General features: G+C 65.2%; 17 protein-coding genes and 1 riboswitch. Of the genes, 3 read left to right on the top strand and 14 right to left on the bottom strand.

The window, feature by feature from the left end; genetic code table 11:
• From cobC to cobO, 9 genes are read right to left on the bottom strand one after another with little or no spacing between them, the layout of a single operon-like run.
• Positions 1 to 558, bottom strand: coding sequence for an alpha-ribazole phosphatase family protein (gene cobC / locus BUQ73_RS04790; RefSeq protein ID WP_079226888.1), 558 nt, complete (start codon positions 556 to 558; stop codon positions 1 to 3).
• The gene (gene cobT / locus BUQ73_RS04785; RefSeq protein ID WP_079226887.1) at positions 555 to 1,610 is read right to left on the bottom strand and encodes a nicotinate-nucleotide--dimethylbenzimidazole phosphoribosyltransferase; all 1,056 of its coding nucleotides are present in this window, start codon (positions 1,608 to 1,610) and stop codon (positions 555 to 557) included. Before cobT ends, cobC begins: the two co-directional genes overlap by 4 nt.
• Positions 1,607 to 2,128, bottom strand: a complete 522-nt coding sequence (gene cobU, locus BUQ73_RS04780) for a bifunctional adenosylcobinamide kinase/adenosylcobinamide-phosphate guanylyltransferase (RefSeq protein ID WP_079226886.1) — start codon at positions 2,126 to 2,128, stop codon at positions 1,607 to 1,609. Before cobU ends, cobT begins: the two co-directional genes overlap by 4 nt.
• Before the next feature lies 1 nt (position 2,129).
• Entirely contained in the window at positions 2,130 to 3,584 is a 1,455-nt protein-coding gene (locus BUQ73_RS04775) for a cobyric acid synthase (RefSeq protein WP_079226885.1), read from the bottom strand.
• The gene (gene cobD, locus BUQ73_RS04770) at positions 3,581 to 4,573 is read right to left on the bottom strand and encodes a threonine-phosphate decarboxylase CobD (protein WP_079226884.1); all 993 of its coding nucleotides are present in this window, start codon (positions 4,571 to 4,573) and stop codon (positions 3,581 to 3,583) included. The genes BUQ73_RS04775 and cobD overlap by 4 nt, the downstream gene beginning before the upstream one ends.
• Positions 4,566 to 5,474 (bottom strand): adenosylcobinamide-phosphate synthase CbiB, encoded by a 909-nt coding sequence (gene cbiB, locus BUQ73_RS04765; RefSeq protein ID WP_079226883.1) that lies wholly within the window; start codon positions 5,472 to 5,474, stop codon positions 4,566 to 4,568. Before cbiB ends, cobD begins: the two co-directional genes overlap by 8 nt.
• Positions 5,471 to 6,121, bottom strand: coding sequence for a 5,6-dimethylbenzimidazole synthase (bluB, locus tag BUQ73_RS04760; protein ID WP_079226882.1), 651 nt, complete (start codon positions 6,119 to 6,121; stop codon positions 5,471 to 5,473). Before bluB ends, cbiB begins: the two co-directional genes overlap by 4 nt.
• The gene (locus tag BUQ73_RS04755; protein ID WP_079226881.1) at positions 6,118 to 7,413 is read right to left on the bottom strand and encodes a cobyrinate a,c-diamide synthase; all 1,296 of its coding nucleotides are present in this window, start codon (positions 7,411 to 7,413) and stop codon (positions 6,118 to 6,120) included. Before BUQ73_RS04755 ends, bluB begins: the two co-directional genes overlap by 4 nt.
• Positions 7,410 to 8,021 carry a cob(I)yrinic acid a,c-diamide adenosyltransferase gene (gene cobO, locus BUQ73_RS04750; RefSeq protein ID WP_079226880.1) on the bottom strand — a complete coding sequence of 204 codons (612 nt, stop codon included), beginning with the start codon at positions 8,019 to 8,021 and terminating at the stop codon, positions 7,410 to 7,412. The genes BUQ73_RS04755 and cobO overlap by 4 nt, the downstream gene beginning before the upstream one ends.
• A gap of 118 nt (positions 8,022 to 8,139) precedes the next feature.
• Positions 8,140 to 8,362: riboswitch (cobalamin riboswitch) on the bottom strand.
• Between the two features lie 166 nt (positions 8,363 to 8,528).
• On the opposite strand from cobO, the gene BUQ73_RS04745 reads away from it, so the two are divergent.
• Positions 8,529 to 9,107 carry a hypothetical protein gene (locus BUQ73_RS04745; protein WP_079226879.1) on the top strand — a complete coding sequence of 193 codons (579 nt, stop codon included), beginning with the start codon at positions 8,529 to 8,531 and terminating at the stop codon, positions 9,105 to 9,107.
• Between the two features lie 2 nt (positions 9,108 to 9,109).
• Here the strand turns inward: BUQ73_RS04745 and BUQ73_RS04740 are convergent, their stop codons facing one another.
• Positions 9,110 to 10,168, bottom strand: coding sequence for a tartrate dehydrogenase (locus tag BUQ73_RS04740; RefSeq protein ID WP_079226878.1), 1,059 nt, complete (start codon positions 10,166 to 10,168; stop codon positions 9,110 to 9,112).
• Positions 10,169 to 10,292: 124 nt separating this feature from the next.
• On the opposite strand from BUQ73_RS04740, the gene BUQ73_RS04735 reads away from it, so the two are divergent.
• Complete coding sequence (locus tag BUQ73_RS04735) at positions 10,293 to 11,210, top strand: LysR family transcriptional regulator (protein ID WP_060483783.1); 918 nt, start codon at positions 10,293 to 10,295, stop codon at positions 11,208 to 11,210.
• Between the two features lie 87 nt (positions 11,211 to 11,297).
• Positions 11,298 to 12,614, top strand: a complete 1,317-nt coding sequence (locus BUQ73_RS04730; protein ID WP_079226877.1) for a PQQ-dependent sugar dehydrogenase — start codon at positions 11,298 to 11,300, stop codon at positions 12,612 to 12,614.
• 3 nt (positions 12,615 to 12,617) lie between these two features.
• Here the strand turns inward: BUQ73_RS04730 and BUQ73_RS04725 are convergent, their stop codons facing one another.
• The 4 genes from BUQ73_RS04725 to BUQ73_RS04710 all read right to left on the bottom strand — a co-directional run bounded on the left by BUQ73_RS04725 (position 12,618) and on the right by BUQ73_RS04710 (position 15,989).
• A complete protein-coding gene (locus BUQ73_RS04725) occupies positions 12,618 to 13,151 on the bottom strand; it encodes a C40 family peptidase (protein ID WP_079226876.1) in 534 nt (177 codons plus the stop codon).
• 138 nt (positions 13,152 to 13,289) lie between these two features.
• Complete coding sequence (locus BUQ73_RS04720; RefSeq protein WP_079226875.1) at positions 13,290 to 13,928, bottom strand: C40 family peptidase; 639 nt, start codon at positions 13,926 to 13,928, stop codon at positions 13,290 to 13,292.
• 127 nt (positions 13,929 to 14,055) lie between these two features.
• Positions 14,056 to 14,763 carry a DnaA regulatory inactivator Hda gene (hda, locus tag BUQ73_RS04715; RefSeq protein WP_079226874.1) on the bottom strand — a complete coding sequence of 236 codons (708 nt, stop codon included), beginning with the start codon at positions 14,761 to 14,763 and terminating at the stop codon, positions 14,056 to 14,058.
• A 152-nt stretch (positions 14,764 to 14,915) separates the two neighbouring features.
• On the bottom strand, positions 14,916 to 15,989 hold the full coding sequence (locus BUQ73_RS04710) for an AI-2E family transporter (protein WP_079226873.1): 1,074 nt from the start codon (positions 15,987 to 15,989) through the stop codon (positions 14,916 to 14,918).
• Between the last annotated feature and the right edge of the window lie 5 nt (positions 15,990 to 15,994).

Below are 15,994 nucleotides of genomic sequence, written 5' to 3'. Positions count from 1 at the left end.
TCAAAGCACCTCGAGCAGCGCGCCATCTTCGTCCACCGCCAGGCGCGCCAAGGCGCCATGGCCAACCTCGACCTGCAGCAACTGCTCCCGGGGCAGGCCACGGGCACGCGCCAGCAGCAGGCGCATGACACCGCCATGGGTGACCAGCAGCACGCGCTTGCCAGCATGTTGCTGGTGCAGGCGGGCGATGGCGGACAGCACACGTTCGGCGAAGGCCGCGACAGGCTCCCCTGCGGGCGGAGTGTAACTGTAAGGGTCGGCCCAGAAGCGCCCAAGCGCATCAGCCTGCGTTTGCATGATCTGCAAGGCGCTGCGCCCTTCCCACTCACCGAAATGCAGCTCTTGCAGACCGGCTTCAAGCTGAACCGGCATGCCCAGTTGCTCGGCAAAACGCGCACAGCGCTGCAACGGCGAGCTGACCAGCACATCCCAGGGGCCTGCGCCTGCCAGCGCGTCACGCATCTGGCCCCAGCCCTTGTCGGTCAAGGCATCATCCAGGCTGCCGCGCAGGCCGCCGCCCAGCTCGGTTTCACCGTGGCGCAGCAGGTCGAGAATCATGCCGGGCGGTCCGCTACCGCAGCCTCTGCGAAGGTCGCCATTTGCCCGTGCAGGGCGCAGGCCAGGCGCATCAGCGGCACTGCCAAGGCGGCTCCACTGCCCTCGCCCAGGCGCAACCCCAGGGCCAGCAGCGGCTCGGCCTGCAGCGCTGCGAGCAGGGTCTTGTGCCCAGGCTCCGCGCCCTGATGAGCGAACAGCAGCCAGTCACGGCTCTGCGGGTTGAGGCGTACCGCCAGCAGTGCGGCGACGCTGCAGATGAAGCCATCCACCAGCACCGCGATGCCCTGCTGAGCACAGGCGAGGTAGGCACCAGTCAGTGCGGCGATCTCGAAGCCGCCGACACAAGCCAGGGCCTGTAGCGGCTCATCGGCGCGCAGGCCGTGCAGCACCAGGGCGCGCTCGATCACTTCGGCCTTGTGGCGCACACCTGCGCTGTCCAGGCCGGTACCCGGCCCACTCAACTCGCTTGCCGGGCAGGCCAGCAAGGTGCTGGCCAGCGCGGCGGCGGCAGAGGTGTTGCCAATGCCCATCTCGCCACCGATGAACAGCTGCGCGCCATTGGCCGCTGCGCGCAGGGCGCTGTCACGACCGGCCTGCAATGCACCTTGCAGCTGCGCATCGGTCATGGCCGGTTGGCGGGCGAAGTTGGCAGTGCCGGCGCCGAGGCGCAGATGACGCACCCCGGGCAGTTCCAGCTCAGGGTCAATGGTCCCCAGGTCGACCACTTCAAGGCTGGCCTGCAGTTGCCGCGCCAGCACGCTGATCGCCGCGCCACCGCCCACGAAGTTGCGCAGCATCTGCCCGGTGACCGCCTGTGGATAGGCCGAAATGCCCTCCTCGACCACACCATGGTCGCCCGCGAAAATCGTGATGGCGACCTGATCCAGGGTTGGCCGCTCACGCCCTTGCAAGCCGGCCAGTTGCACTGCCAGGCCTTCGAGCTGGCCGAGCGAGCCGGCAGGTTTGGTCAGCTGCTGCTGACGGGTGCGGGCCTGGTCCATGGCAGCGTTGTCGAGAGGTTGGCAGGCATCACGCCACCAGGCTTGGTTCATAGAGCGGGTCCTTTGAGCATGAGGGGTAGGCCGGCCACGGTCAGCACCACACGCTGACAGCGTTCGGCAATGGCTTGGTGCAGCCAGCCGGCCAGGTCGACGTAACGGCGGGTCAGCTCGCCCATGGGCACCACGCCCAGGCCGGTTTCGTTGCTGACCAGAATGATTGTGCCGGGCAATTGCTCCAGGCAGTCGAGCAGCGCATCGCGCTCTGCGGCCAGCCGCTGCTGATCGTCGAGCATCAGCAGGTTGGTCAACCACAAGGTCAGGCAGTCCACCAGCAGGCAGCGACCTTCAGCGGCCTCTGCACGCAGCACAGCAGCCAGCGCCAGGGGTTCTTCGATCAGCCCCCAATCGGCTGGCCGGCGCTGGCGGTGCAGGCGCACGCGCTCGTTCATTTCGCCATCGAGCGGCTCGCTGGTGGCAATGTAGGTGACCGCCAGGCCGCTGTCGCTGGCCAGTTGCTCGGCCAGGCGGCTTTTGCCCGAACGGGCGCCGCCGAGGATCAGGTTGCGCATCTCAGGCGACTCCACAAAGCGTTCGCAGGTGCGCGGTATCCAGGTGGGTTTCCACCAGGTCGGCCAAGCGCTCGATATCACGTTCGCGCAGGGCCTCGTAATCGATGGTCTGCGCATTCTCCAGCCCCGCCCAGCGCAGCAGCGCGGCACACGACTGGCTGCCCTCGAACAGGCCATGAAGGTAGGTGGCGAGGACCTGGCCGTCGGCACTGATCGCGCCGTCACAACGGCCATCGGCGAGCTGCACGGCGGGCCGTTCCAGGGCAGGGCCTGCGGTAACGCCTGCATGAATTTCATAACCGGCGACCGGCACGGCTTCCAGGCTCAGAACGCCGGCAACGTTGCGCAGTTGCTTGTCGGCTTCAAGCACCGTCACGTAATCGAACAGGCCCAGCCCGGGGCTGGAACCGGCGGCGCCTTCCAGGCCGAGCGGGTCGTGCACTTCACGGCCAAGCATCTGCAGGCCACCGCAGATGCCGATCAATTTGCCGCCATAGCGCAGGTGCCGCTCGATGGCCTTGTCCCAGCCACGCTCGCGCAGTTGCGCCAGGTCGCCGCGCACGCTCTTCGAGCCGGGCAGGATGATCAGGTCGGCGGCCGGAATCGGCTGGCCCGGGCCGATGAACTGCAGGTCGACCTGCGGGTGCAGGCGCAACGGGTCGAAATCAGTGTGGTTGCTGATGCGCGGCAGCACCGGGACGATCACCTTGAGCACGTGCTCCTCCTTGGCGCCCTGGCGGATGTCGATGCCATCCTCGGCTTCCAGGTGCAGGTCGGTGACATAGGGCAGCACGCCCAGCACAGGTTTGCCAGTGCGTTGCTCCAGCCAGTCCAGGCCCGGTTGAAGCAGCGCGATGTCGCCGCGAAAACGATTGATGACGAAGCCCTTGACCCGCGCCTGCTCGCTCGGCGAAAGCAGCTCGAGGGTACCGACCAGGTGGGCGAACACCCCGCCGCGGTTGATGTCGGCAACCAGGATCACCGGGCAGTCGACCGCCTCGGCAAAGCCCATGTTGGCGATATCACCGGCGCGCAGGTTGATTTCGGCCGGCGAACCCGCGCCCTCTACCATCACCACCGGGTAGGCAGCTGTGAGGCGCTGGTGCGAGGCCAGCACTGCCTGCATGGCAATCGCCTTGTAGTCGTGATAGGCCACCGCATTCATGCTGGTGACCGCGCGACCATGGATGATCACCTGGGCTCCGGTGTCGCTGTTGGGCTTGAGCAGCACCGGGTTCATGTCGGTGTGGGGGGCCAGCCGGCAAGCCTGGGCCTGTACCGCCTGGGCGCGGCCGATTTCACCGCCGTCGGCGGTCACGGCGCTGTTGAGCGCCATGTTCTGGGGCTTGAACGGCACCACGCCGACGCCCTGGCGCAACAGCCAGCGGCACAGGGCGGTAACCAGTGTGCTCTTGCCCGCATCGGAGGTGGTGCCTTGCACCATGAGGGTGGTCATGCCGTTTCCTTCTGATAATCGGCCAGGGCCCGGGCCAGGCGCTGCTCGTCTGCGGCATTCGCCGGCAGGCCAAGGCGCACGGCGGCAGGCTGCTCGAACAGGCGCACGAGGATGCCGCGGCGGGCGAGAAAATCATGCAGGTGGGCTGCATGCGCGCTGCGCACGTACTGGAACAGGTCGCAGCCACCGCTGGGCGCCAGGCCAACGCCTTGCAACAGTGCTGCCAGGCGCTGACTGGCCAGCGCACAGCGTTCGATCTGAGCTTGATGCGCCGCGTGGTCGGCAAAGCAGGCTTGCGCCAGCACCCGGGTCGGACCACTGACGGTCCAGGGCCCGAGCAGCTCGGCAAGGCGCTGCAGCAACGAGGGTTCGGCCACTACGCAGCCCAACCGTACGCCGGCCAAGCCAAAGAACTTGCCGAACGAACGCAACACGATCAGGCCCGGGCGTTCGGCGCAGTCGGTCACGCTGTGCTCGGGGGTGTTGTCCATGAACGCTTCGTCGACCAGCAGCCAGCCGCCGCGCTCGGCCAACCGCGCGTGCCAGGCCAGCAGACGCTCGCGCGATACCCGGCGACCGGTGGGGTTGTTCGGGTTGACCAGCACCAGCACATCAAGGCTGTCGAGCTCGGCTTCGGCCTGGGTTTCATCCAGTTCGACCACCTCATGCCCGGCGCGCCGCCATGCTTGGGGATGTTCGGCATAACAGGGGGACAGCACACCGACTCGCCCGGCCGGGCGCAATGTCGGCAGCGCCTGGATCGCCGCCTGCGAACCGGCCACCGGCAGTAGCTGGGTGGCGCGGTAGTAACGCCGCGCCGCGTCTTCGAGGCCGTCGTCGGTCTCTGGCAGCCGGGCCCACGCATCCAGTGGAATCGGCGGAATCGGATAAGACCACGGCGCGATGCCGCTGGACAGGTCGAGCCAGTCTTCCCGCGCGATCCCGTACTGCCGCACCGCACGCAGCAGGCGGCCACCGTGTTCAAGCATTCAGATAGGCTCCCACGCAGATCAGCAGTACCCACAACCACACACCACGCTGCACCAGGCTCCAGCCGCGCTCGATGGCATCGGCATCGGCCATCGGCCCGTCACCCAGGCGTGGGCGCTCGTGCAGTTCACCGTGGTACACCGCCGGGCCGCCCAGTTCGACACCCAGCGCACCGGCCCCCGAGGCCATCACTGGCCCAGCGTTGGGGCTGTCCCACAGCGGTGCCTGTTTACGCCAGCAGGCCAGGGCCAGGCGCGTTTTACCAAGTAGCGCGTAAGTCAGCGCCACCAGCCTGGCGGGAATATAGTTCAGCACATCGTCGATGCGCGCCGCGCACCAACCGAAGCGCTCGAAGCGTTCGTTACGGTAACCCCACATGGCGTCCAGGGTGTTGCTAAGGCGGTACAGCACCACCCCCGGCGCCCCGGCCACGACGAACCAGAACAGCGCGGCGAACACCGCATCGCTGCCGTTCTCCAGTACCGATTCGGTGGCTGCGCGAGCGACTGCTGGTTCGTCCAGTTCGCGGGTTTCCCGGCTGACCAGGTAGCCGACGCGGCGCCGCGCCTCTTCCAGATCCCCTTGGCGCAAGGCGTTGGCCACCGGCAGCACATGCTCCCCGAGGCTGCGCAAACCGAGGGCGCAATACAGCGCCAGCACGTCCACCAACCAGCCGACATAGGGCAACCAGGACAATATCAACGCCACCAGGGTCAGTGGTACCACGGCCAGGAACCAGGCGCTCACGCCATGGCTGCGCCAGCCGCGCCCGCTGGCATTCAGGCGGCGCTCCAGGCTCGACGCCAGGTTGCCGAAGCCCACCAGAGGATGCCGTCGCTGCGGCTCACCCAGCAGCGCATCCAGGGCCACACCGGCTACGGTCAGCAAAGCGACGCTCATGGGCGTTCTCCCCATTGGTTCTCGAACAGCATGTCACTCAAGGGGCGTTCCTCGGCCCAGTTTTCCTGTACCAGCATCGGCTGCGCGTAGAACGCGGTGACTGGCCCCAGGCACAGCACCGCCACCGGCTTGGCCCCAGCGGGCATGCCCAGCAGCGCGGCCAGGGCCTGCGGCTCGAACAGCGAGACCCAGCCCAGCCCCAGGCCCTCGGCTCGGGCGGCCAGCCACAGGTTCTGGATCGCACAGGCCAGCGAAGCCAGGTCCATCTCCGGCAAGGTACGGCGGCCGAAGATGTGCGACTCGCGGTTGTCCATCAACGCTGCCACCAGCACTTCAGCGCAGTCGCTGATGCCCTCCACCTTGAGTTTCATGAACTCATCAGAGCGTTCGCCCAGCGCTTCGGCGGTACGCACCCGCTCTTCTTCGACCAAGGCCTGAATCTGCCCGCGCAGTTCACGCTGGCTGATGCGGATGAAGCGCCAAGGCTGCATCAGGCCGACACTCGGCGCCTGGTGCGCGGCGGCCAGCAGGCGAGCGAGCAGCTCGGGAGCGACCGAGCCACCAGCAAAGTGGCGCATGTCGCGGCGCTCACCAATGGCGCGGTAGATCGCGGCGCGCTCGGCGGCGCTGTAGGCGTGATCGCTCATGGCCGCAACAGCGCCGCCGCCGCGTCAGGGTTGGACGGGAAGTAGAAGTGCACGTAGGACGCCGTCAGCCTGCCCAGCCGATACACCGCTTCGTTGCCGCGCCCACCGTTGGGGCTCAGGCCCCGGGCGATCGGCTCCAGCTCGGTGCTGGTCAGCGAGTGGTGGTAGGTGTGCCCGCGCAGAGTGCCTTCGGGCAGTTCCACGGCTTGCAGTGCCAGGGCCGCCAGGCGCTTCTGCATGGTCGCCTCGCCTGGCAGCAGGCCGAGCAGCTTGGCACGCTCGCCAGCAACATCAGTCAGCGCATCGAGCAGGTACAGCATGCCGCCGCACTCGGCCAGCAACGGCTTGCCCTGGGCGTGATGGGCACGGATCGCTTCGCACATCGGCGCATTGGCAGCCAGCGCGTGGTGATGCAGTTCCGGATAGCCTCCTGGCAGGTACAGGCTGTCTACTGCTGGCAACTCACGATCATGCAACGGCGAAAAGAATGCCAGCTGTGCGCCCAGATCACGCAGCAGGTCGAGATTGGCGCCGTATGTAAAGGCGAACGCTTCGTCACGCGCCACGCCGATGCGCACACCGCTGAGCGACGCAGCGCACGGTTGTGGCGCGGGCGCGGCGAAGGCCACCGGCGGCGGCAAGGTAGCGTCGCAGCTGGCGCCGAGGGCTTCGGCGGCAGCGTCAAGGCGGGCATCCAGGTCGTTCAGCTCGCTGGCCTGGACCAATCCCAGATGGCGGCTGGGCAGCTCGATGCCGCGCTCGCGTGACAAGCCCCCATACCAGCGCAGGCCCTCGGTCAGGCTGCCTTCGAGCAGTTGCGCATGGCGCAGGCTACCGACCCGGTTGGCCAGCACGCCAGCGAACGGCAGGTCGGCCTGATAACGCGCCAGGCCCAAGGCCAGGGCGCCGAAGGTCTGGGCCATGGCCGTGCCATCGATCACCGCCAGCACCGGCACACCGAAGTGGCGGGCCAGATCAGCGCTGGACGGGGTGCCGTCGAACAGACCCATCACACCCTCGATCAGAATCAGGTCGGCCTCTTGTGCAGCTTGCCACAGCAGTCGACGGCTTTCTTCGGCACCAATCATCCACAGATCGAGCTGGTACACCGGTGCGCCACTGGCCCGCTCAAGGATCATCGGGTCGAGGAAATCAGGGCCGCATTTGAACACCTGGACTTTACGCCCAAGGTTGCGGTGCAGGCGGGCAAGGGCTGCAGTCACGGTAGTCTTGCCCTGGCCAGAGGCAGGTGCTGCGATCAGCACCGCCGGGCAGCTGCGCGTTTCACTCACAGTTCGACGCCCTTCTGCGCGCGGATACCGGCCTGGAAGGCATGCTTGAGCATCCCCATCTCGGTGACGGTATCGGCCAGTTCGATCATTTCAGGCTTGGCTGCGCGACCGGTGACGATCACATGCTGCATCGGTGGCCGGGCCTGAATGTCACTCAGCACTTGGTCCAGATCGAGGTAGCCGTGCTTGAGGGCGATGTTCAGCTCGTCGAGCACCACGAACTGCACGCTCGGGTCTTGCAGCAGCGCGCGCGATACCGCCCAGGCAGCTTCGGCGGCAGCGATGTCACGCTGACGGTCCTGGGTCTCCCAGGTGAACCCCTCGCCCATCACGTGGTAGCGCACCTGCTCGGGGAAACGGCGGAAGAACAGCTCCTCGCCGGTGCTGTTGCGGCCCTTGATGAACTGCACCACGCCGCACTGCATGCCATGACCCAGGGCGCGAGCGAGCATGCCGAAGGCCGAACTGCTCTTGCCCTTGCCGTTGCCGGTGAGCACCAGCAGCAGGCCGCATTCATTGGGGGAATTGGCGATGCGCTCGTCGATGACCGCCTTCTTGCGCTGCATGCGCGCCAGGTGGCGTTCGTCGCGGTCGGTGGATTCGCTCATGAAGGGTTCTCCGCAGGCTGACGCCACGTGAACAGCGGCGACAGGTAATAGGCGGGCAGACGGAGAACGCGCAGGAGCCATGGCCGGAGCCACGGTGCACCGCGCATCACCCTCCGTGATGCCGTTGGCAGTTTCAGGCCGGTCTCCGGGCTTGTGAGCGGGCCGTTCGGCCCAGGCCTGCGCGCCTTCCCGGGTACCTGTACCCAGTGGCCCTGCGCGGCCGCTACTCACCTACCGTTGCGGGGGCAGCGCCGGAATCGCGCCATGCTGGCGACCACCGGCTTCCCAGTTTCACCCTGCCCAGTCGGGGCTGGCAGGGCACCTGAAACACGCCGCGAAGGTTAGAGGGTTGCACCGGGAGCGTCAATCGGACGGGGCCTTTTACTTCGGCCGAACTGGCCTGGGTCAATGGCCGATCCGTCAGGTTGTGCCACACTGAATAAAATGATGTCACATAGCCATCACTTTTCGCTGGACGCGATCATAACGACAACAGGAGAGCTCAGCATGCAAGGCCAGATCATCAATAACCCGCGCCTGGAGTTTCTGCAGCCGGTCCTGGAGCGCTGGGTCGACTGCATCGACCGCTTCAACCAGTTCAATGGCGATGCCGAAGCCCCCTACTGGCATGGCAGCGCCGCCAACATCGGCATGCTCGCCGCAGCTGCCTGGCAGGCCGAACGGGCAGCCCTGCCGCAGTTTGCCAGCAAGAAGCAGCGTGACGAGGGCGAACTGGAGGGGCGCTGCGACCTGTCGATCTGCAGCGCCGACGAGGCGCTCTACCTGAGCGTGAGCCAGCGCTGGCCAAAAATCGCCCGGCTGGACATGGCCGCAGCCCTGCAGGAAACCACCGCCCTCGCCCGTCAGGTGGCCTACCCCAGCCAGCTGAAAGCGGGGGCGCTGTTCATCACCCCCTGGAAGGCAGGCCAGCATGCCAGCCCGGAAGAACTGCAAGACCTGGTCGATGACCTGCAGAAACACACAGCCTGCGCCATCGCCTGGTACTTCCCTTATGCCTATCGCAAGCTGCACAACGAGCTGGGCCAGTATTTCCCGGGGGTGGCGCTGCTGCTGAAGCAGGCCTGAACTCAGCGGCGCAGCAGCGCCAGCACGGCATCGGTCACTGCTCGAGTAGTGGCGTTGCCGCCCAGGTCCGGCGTGTGCAGGCCACTTTCGGTCACCGCTTCGATGGCCGCCATCAGCTCGCGCGCAGCAGCGGCTTCGCCCAGGTGTTCAAGCATCATCACTGCGGTCCAGAAGGTGGCGATCGGGTTGGCCACGCCCTTGCCGGTGATGTCGAAGGCCGAGCCGTGGATCGGTTCGAACATCGATGGGAACTCGCGGCCCGGGTTGAGGTTGGCGGTGGGCGCGATGCCCAGGCTGCCGGACAACGCGGCGGCCAGGTCCGAGAGAATGTCGGCATGCAGGTTGGTCGCCACCACCACATCCAGCTGCTCGGGCTTGAGCACCATGGTGGTGGTCACGGCGTCCACCAGTTCGCGGGTGGTGCGCACATCCGGGTAATCCTTGGCCACCTGCGCGAACACCTCATCCCACAGCACCATGCCGTGGCGCTGGGCGTTGGACTTGGTCACCAGCGTCAGGTGCTTCGCCGGCCGGGTGCGGGCCAGTTCGAAAGCGAAGCGGTGGATGCGCTCCACGCCCACGCGGGTAAACGTCGAGACCTCGGTAGCCACCTTGATCGGCAGGCCTTGGTGTACTCGGCCACCGCTGCCGGAGTATTCGCCTTCGGAGTTTTCGCGCACGATCACCCAGTCGATGGCCTTGCCCTTGGCCAGCGGGCTGCTAACCCCGGGCAGCACGCGCGCCGGGCGCACGTTGGCGTACTGGTCGAAGCCCTGGCAGATCGGCAGGCGCAGCCCCCACAGAGACACATGATCAGGCACCTCCTGGCTGCCCACGGCACCGAAGAAGATGGCGTCAAACGCCTTGAGTGACTCCAGGCCATCCTCGGGAATGTACTGGCCCTCACGCAGGTAACGTTCCGAGCCCCAGTCGAAGTGTTCGAAATCCATGGTGAAGGTACCGCGCCTGGCAGCCAGGGCCTGCAGTACTTCCACACCCGCCGCGATCACTTCGACGCCGATGCCGTCACCCGGGATGGCGGCGATCTTGTAGTTGTTCATGTCTCGACTCCCATGCTCGTTGTGGCCCACCAGGCTTGTGCCAGCGGGGATGAGGCGAGTATATGTAGTGAACTCAGGGCAGCAGTTAACCCTGAATCACGTCTCAAGTAACCATGGGTTAATGATGAATCCGACACAGGACCTGGGCTTCTTCCACCTGCTGGCCAAGCAAGGCAGCCTGGCCGCCACAGCACGCGAACTGGGCGTGACCCCACCGGCAGTGAGCAAACGCCTGGCCGCGCTGGAAGCACGCCTGGGCATTCGCCTGGTCAACCGCACCACCCGTTCCATGAGCCTGACTGCAGAGGGCGAGCTGTACTTCGCCCATGCCGCGCGAATCCTCGCCCAGGTCGACGAGGTGGAGCAGTTGCTCGGCCAGCACCGCGCGGAGCCCAAAGGGCTGATCCGGGTGAATGCTTCACTGGGTTTCGGCCGGCGCTACATTGGCCCGGCCCTGGCAGACTTCTATGCGCGCCATCCAGATATCGAAGTGCAACTGGAGATCAGTGACCACCCACTGGACCTGGCGTCGCACGGCTTTGACCTGGGCATACGTTTCGGCACCCTGCCGGACGCCTCCTTCCACGCCCGCAAGATCGCCTCCAACCGCCGCCTGCTGTGCGCCTCGCCCCTGTACCTGGAAAAGCACGGCACCCCACAGAAGCTTTCGGAACTGGCCCAGCACAACTGCATTTTCTTGCGCCAGAACGAATCGCCGTATGGCGTATGGCGCTTCACCAGTGGCGGCCGCACGCAGAACATCAAGGTACAGGGCGCGCTCAGTTGCAATGACGGGGAAGTGGCACTGAACTGGGCCTTGCAGGGGCACGGTATCTTGCTACGCGCAGAATGGGACATCGCCCGCTATGTGCGCAGCGGGCGCCTGCGGCTGTTGCTGGAGGACCAGACCCCGACACGGGCCGATGTCTACGCGGTATATCCGCAGCAATTGCATTTGTCGGCACGGGTACGACGCCTGATCGATTTTCTCACCGAGCGTTTCGAACGCATCGATCACCTGGACCTGGAAGAGGCCGGTTAAGCCTCGTCAATCGGGAGCGGTGCTCGGTGAACCTTGAGCAACAGCGCGCGCTCACATGTTCATACACCGGCACAAAGGGCTGCGAACATGAAACGCACCGTCATGCTGTTGCCGTGGACATTGCTCGCCTGCCTTGGAGGCTGCGGCGACACTGCCCACCTGAAGGTGAGCGATGGCAGCGGCCCCTTGCCGCAACTTCCGCCACCCCGCCAGAGCCTGATCCCGACCGTCAACATCGCCCCTGCCACAGGTTGGCCGCACGGGGCTAAACCCAAGTCAGCCCCGGGCACCCAGGTACAGGCATTTGCCGACAACCTCGAACACCCGCGCTGGCTCTACGTGCTCCCCAATGGTGACGTCCTGGTTGCCGAGACCAACGCCCCGCCCAAGCCTGACGACGGCAAGGGGCTGCGAGGCTGGTTCATGGGCAAGGCGATGAAACGGGCCGGTGCCGGCGTAGCCAGCGCCAACCGCATCACCTTACTGCGCGACGCCGACCACGACGGCGTCGCAGAAATTCGCACACCGTTCATCGAAGGCCTCAATTCCCCCTTCGGCATGGTGTTGGTGGGCAAGGACTTCTACGTCGCCGATACCGACCAGCTGCTGCGCTTCCACTATGAACCGGGAGCGATGCAGATTGCCGGGGAAGGCCACAAGGTCACCGACCTGCCAGGCGGCCCGCTCAACCATCACTGGACCAAGAACGTGATCGCCAGCCCCGACGGCAGCAAGCTCTACGTGACCGTAGGCTCCAACAGCAATGTCGGCGAGAACGGCCTGGACAAGGAGCAGGGGCGCGCAGCGATCTGGGAGGTGGACCCGGCCAGCGGCCAGCATCGCCTGTTCGCATCAGGCCTGCGCAATCCGAACGGCTTGGCCTGGCAGCCAGACAGCGGAGCACTGTGGACAGCGGTCAATGAGCGTGACGAGATCGGCAGCGACCTGGTGCCGGACTACATCACCTCGGTCAAGGACGGCGGCTTCTATGGCTGGCCGTACAGCTACTACGGGCAGCATGTGGATGCACGGGTTGCGCCCCAGAACCCGCAGAAAGTCGCCACGGCGCTCGTGCCGGACTATGCCGTAGGCCCACATACGGCGTCACTGGGGCTGGCCTTCGCCGAGCCCGGCGTACTGCCCTCGCCATTCGATCGCGGAGCGTTCGTGGGCCAGCATGGCTCTTGGAACCGTAAGCCGCACAGTGGCTACAAGGTAATTTTCATACCGTTCGACAGCGCCGGAAAACCCGCAGGCAAGCCTATAGACCTGCTGACCGGCTTTCTCGACGAGGATGGCAAGGCCAAAGGGAGACCGGTGGGCGTCATCAACGACCAGCGCGGTGGCGTGCTGGTCGCCGATGACGTGGGCAACGTGGTGTGGCGAGTGACCAAGGCACGCTAGCGCTCAACGGTTCTGCGCGAGATTCCCTTGGGGAATCACGCGTTTGGCCTGCAGGTAGGCCTTGGACCAGTAGCTGTTGGACAGGTAGTCCAGGCGCACGGTGCCGCCGGTAGAGGGTGCATGCACGAAACGCCCTTCGCCCACATAGATACCCGCGTGACTGACCTGCGAGCCGCCACCGGTGGCGAAAAACACCAGGTCTCCCGACTGCAGCGCGCTGATATCCACGGTCGGCGCACGCATGACGATCATCTCGCGGGTCGAGCGCGGCAGGCTGATGCCGGCAGCGTCGCGGTACACGTAGCCGATCAGGCCGCTGCAATCGAACCCGGAGTCCGGCGTGTTGCCACCCCAGCGGTAAGGCGTGCCGACCAGGCCGATCGCACGGATCAGCACGTCGTCAGCCAGTGGCGAGCCCTCGGGCTGGCTGTAGGTGATTTGTGGCTGCACCACAGGGGCCGGTGCCGGGGCACGGCTGGAGCAGGCGGCTAGCAATGCCACCAGGGAAAGAAATGCGAAGCGCGCCATCATCGCCATGGCCAGAACTTCCTGTCTGAGACCGAACGGCCGCAGCCGAAAAGAGTTGAGAATTTAGATTAGACGCTTTCTGTAAATGCGCACGGCGGCGAGCTTTTTTCAAGCTACGCCGCCGTGGCAGGATATATCATTTTGATATCAGTTGCGCGCGATATTGGTGGTCGGCGCCATGGCCAAGGCACGCTTGGCTTCGATGAAGGTCTTGCTCCAGTAGCGGTCACCGAGGCTGTCGATGCGCACACCGCCGCTGCGGCGGCTGCTGGAGTGGATGAACTGATTGTCACCCAGGTAGATGCCGGCATGGCTGACACGGCCACGGCCATTGGTGCTGAAGAACAGCAGATCGCCTGGCTTGAGCTTGTTGCGGGCCACCTTCGGCGCATCGACGTTGATCATTTCGCGGGTCGAGCGCGGCAGGTTCATGCCAGCCTCCTCGCGGAACAGGTAGCCGATGAAACCGCTGCAGTCGAAACCTGAGGCTTCCGAGGTACCGCCAAAGCGGTAGCGGGTGCCGATCAGCGACATGCCGCGCTCAAGGATGCTGTCAGCCAGCACCGGAAGCTGATAAGGCTTGCTGCTGGAGAAGGCCTCCAGGTCATCTTCAGTGGCCTGCTCTTCTTCGCCGAAAACCGACGAAGGCGAAGCTTTGGCCTTGTTGACCGATTGCGAGGCAATCGGGGTGTGATCCTGGGGCTGGGAAACCGGGCCTTGAGCCGCGCAGCCAAAAAGCAGGGTCACGAGTGCGAGTGGCACGAGGGGTGCGAAGCGCTTCAGCATGGGCACGACCGTGTCTGTAATCCTTTAGAAGGGTGAAACTATGCCCTCTATCATGGCCATTTGCAAATTTTATCGAAAAAGATGTGACTTTTTCGTTTTGCAGCTCAAAGCCCAGTGTTTACGGGGCTTACCAGCCGAGGGTTTCCTTCAGGAAAGGGATCGTGAGCTTGCGCTGAGCCTGCAGGGAGGCCTGATCAAGGCGTTCGAGCAGGTCGAACAGCGCGCTCATGCTGCGCGTGCCGCGGGTAAGGATGAAATGGCCGACCTCGTCGGTCAGGTGCAAGCCGCGGCGCGAGGCCCGCAATTGCAGGGCACGCAGCTTGTCTTCATCGGACAGGCCGCGCATCTGGAACACCAGGGCCAGGGTCAGGCGTGACTTGAGGTCGGGCAACTTGATCGGTAGTTCACGGGGCGAAGCCGAGGCAGCCAGCAGCAGGCGGCGGCCGCTGTCACGCAGGCGGTTGAACAGGTGGAACATCGCCTCTTCCCAGTCTGCCTTGCCGGCGATCACATGCAGGTCGTCGATGCACACCAGTTCGTACTGAGCCAGGTAATCGAGCAGCTCCACACCACGATCCAGCAACTGCGCCAGCGGCAGGTAAACGGCAGGTTCGCCACACTGCTGGAAGCGATGGGTGGCCGCCTGCAGCAGGTGGCTGCGACCAACGCCCTGCTTGCCCCACAGATAAATGAGGCTCTCGGTCCAGCCGGCGTCGGCTTCGCACAGCCGCTCGACATAGCCCAACGCCGCGGCATTGGCGCCCGGATAGTAGTTGATGAAGGTGGCGTCATCGCGCAGGCGCACACCCAGGGGCAACTGGATCGGTGGTTTCATGCTCGCGGGCGGTCAGCAGGACCGCAGGGGGCCTTTGGTGAACAATGTGCAAAGTCTATACCCGCAAAGCAGGGCGCACAATCATGCAGGCGGATAGCACAAGCAAAATCAACAAGTTGCGCTGTTGCAGGGGCTGCATGGCAGCCCCTCATTCACAGATCCGGGTCGACATCCCCGGCATACATGTCCGATTCTTTGTACAGGTCGTGCACATGTCGCAGCAGCACCATGATCACCGCCGCCACCGGCAACGCCAGCAACACTCCCGTGAAGCCGAACAGTTCGCCGCCGGCGAGAATGGCGAAGATCACCGCTACCGGATGCAAGCCGATGCGGTCACCGACCAGCAGCGGAGTCAGCACCATGCCCTCCAGTGCCTGCCCGACCATGAACACCGCGACGATGCCGAGCATCGGGTACAGGTCCCCTCCGAACTGGAACAATCCGGCCACCAACGCCGCGCCAATACCGATGATGAAGCCCATGTACGGCACAATGGCTGCCAGCCCCGCGAGCATGCCGATCAGCAGGCCCAGTTCAAGCCCGACCAGCATCAGGCCGGCGGAATAGATGACGCCAAGCGCGACCATCACCATCAGCTGGCCACGGACGAACGCCCCCAGTACCTCATGGCATTCACCAGCCAGCCCTACGACCTGCGGCTCACGCTGACGCGGCAGCAGGCCACGCAGCTTGGCCATCATCAGGTCCCAGTCACGCAGCAGATAGAAACCCACTACCGGGATCAGCACCATGTTGGCCAGCCAGGCCATCAGCGCCAGGCTCGAGGCAGTGGCATGGGACAGCAACATGCCGACGATGTCGGTGGTCTGGCCCATGTGCGCGCCAATGGCGGCCTTGATCTTGTCGAATTTCCAGAACCCGTCGGCAAGGCCCAGGCGGCCCTGCACCCAGGGCAGCGCCACATGCTCGAGCCAGTCGAGCATCTGCGGCGCCAGTTCGTACAGGCGCAGCAACTGCTTGGCCAGCAACGGCACCAGCACCAGCAGCAAGGCCATCAGCAGAAGAGTGAAAAGGCCGAACACCACCACCACACCCCAAGTGCGCGACAGGCCCAGGCGCTCCAGGCGGTCGACCAGCGGGTCGGCCAGGTAGGCCAGCAAGATGCCTACCAGGAATGGTGTGAGAATATTGTGCAGGCTATAGAGAAGCACGGCGATCAGCAGTGCAGCACCCCAGCCGATCCAGCGACGCATGTCAGTCATCGATA

Origin of the sequence: Pseudomonas putida (genome assembly GCF_002025705.1) — a bacterium.
Classification (GTDB): domain Bacteria; phylum Pseudomonadota; class Gammaproteobacteria; order Pseudomonadales; family Pseudomonadaceae; genus Aquipseudomonas; species Aquipseudomonas putida_J.
The sequence above is the reverse complement of the archived record's forward strand: the minus strand, read 5'-3'. Positions and strand labels throughout refer to the sequence as shown.

What these genes read in the sequence shown, in the direction of transcription:
- cobC (WP_079226888.1), bottom strand. Translation starts at nt 558, where the DNA reads ATGATTCTCGACCTGCTGCGCCACGGTGAAACCGAGCTGGGCGGCGGC.
- cobT (WP_079226887.1), bottom strand. Translation starts at nt 1,610, where the DNA reads ATGAACCAAGCCTGGTGGCGTGATGCCTGCCAACCTCTCGACAACGCT.
- cobU (WP_079226886.1), bottom strand. Translation starts at nt 2,128, where the DNA reads ATGCGCAACCTGATCCTCGGCGGCGCCCGTTCGGGCAAAAGCCGCCTG.
- BUQ73_RS04775 (WP_079226885.1), bottom strand. Translation starts at nt 3,584, where the DNA reads ATGACCACCCTCATGGTGCAAGGCACCACCTCCGATGCGGGCAAGAGC.
- cobD (WP_079226884.1), bottom strand. Translation starts at nt 4,573, where the DNA reads ATGCTTGAACACGGTGGCCGCCTGCTGCGTGCGGTGCGGCAGTACGGG.
- cbiB (WP_079226883.1), bottom strand. Translation starts at nt 5,474, where the DNA reads ATGAGCGTCGCTTTGCTGACCGTAGCCGGTGTGGCCCTGGATGCGCTG.
- bluB (WP_079226882.1), bottom strand. Translation starts at nt 6,121, where the DNA reads ATGAGCGATCACGCCTACAGCGCCGCCGAGCGCGCCGCGATCTACCGC.
- cobO (WP_079226880.1), bottom strand. Translation starts at nt 8,021, where the DNA reads ATGAGCGAATCCACCGACCGCGACGAACGCCACCTGGCGCGCATGCAG.
- BUQ73_RS04745 (WP_079226879.1), top strand. Translation starts at nt 8,529, where the DNA reads ATGCAAGGCCAGATCATCAATAACCCGCGCCTGGAGTTTCTGCAGCCG.
- BUQ73_RS04740 (WP_079226878.1), bottom strand. Translation starts at nt 10,168, where the DNA reads ATGAACAACTACAAGATCGCCGCCATCCCGGGTGACGGCATCGGCGTC.
- BUQ73_RS04735 (WP_060483783.1), top strand. Translation starts at nt 10,293, where the DNA reads ATGAATCCGACACAGGACCTGGGCTTCTTCCACCTGCTGGCCAAGCAA.
- BUQ73_RS04730 (WP_079226877.1), top strand. Translation starts at nt 11,298, where the DNA reads ATGAAACGCACCGTCATGCTGTTGCCGTGGACATTGCTCGCCTGCCTT.
- BUQ73_RS04725 (WP_079226876.1), bottom strand. Translation starts at nt 13,151, where the DNA reads ATGGCGATGATGGCGCGCTTCGCATTTCTTTCCCTGGTGGCATTGCTA.
- BUQ73_RS04720 (WP_079226875.1), bottom strand. Translation starts at nt 13,928, where the DNA reads ATGCTGAAGCGCTTCGCACCCCTCGTGCCACTCGCACTCGTGACCCTG.
- hda (WP_079226874.1), bottom strand. Translation starts at nt 14,763, where the DNA reads ATGAAACCACCGATCCAGTTGCCCCTGGGTGTGCGCCTGCGCGATGAC.
- BUQ73_RS04710 (WP_079226873.1), bottom strand. Translation starts at nt 15,989, where the DNA reads ATGACTGACATGCGTCGCTGGATCGGCTGGGGTGCTGCACTGCTGATC.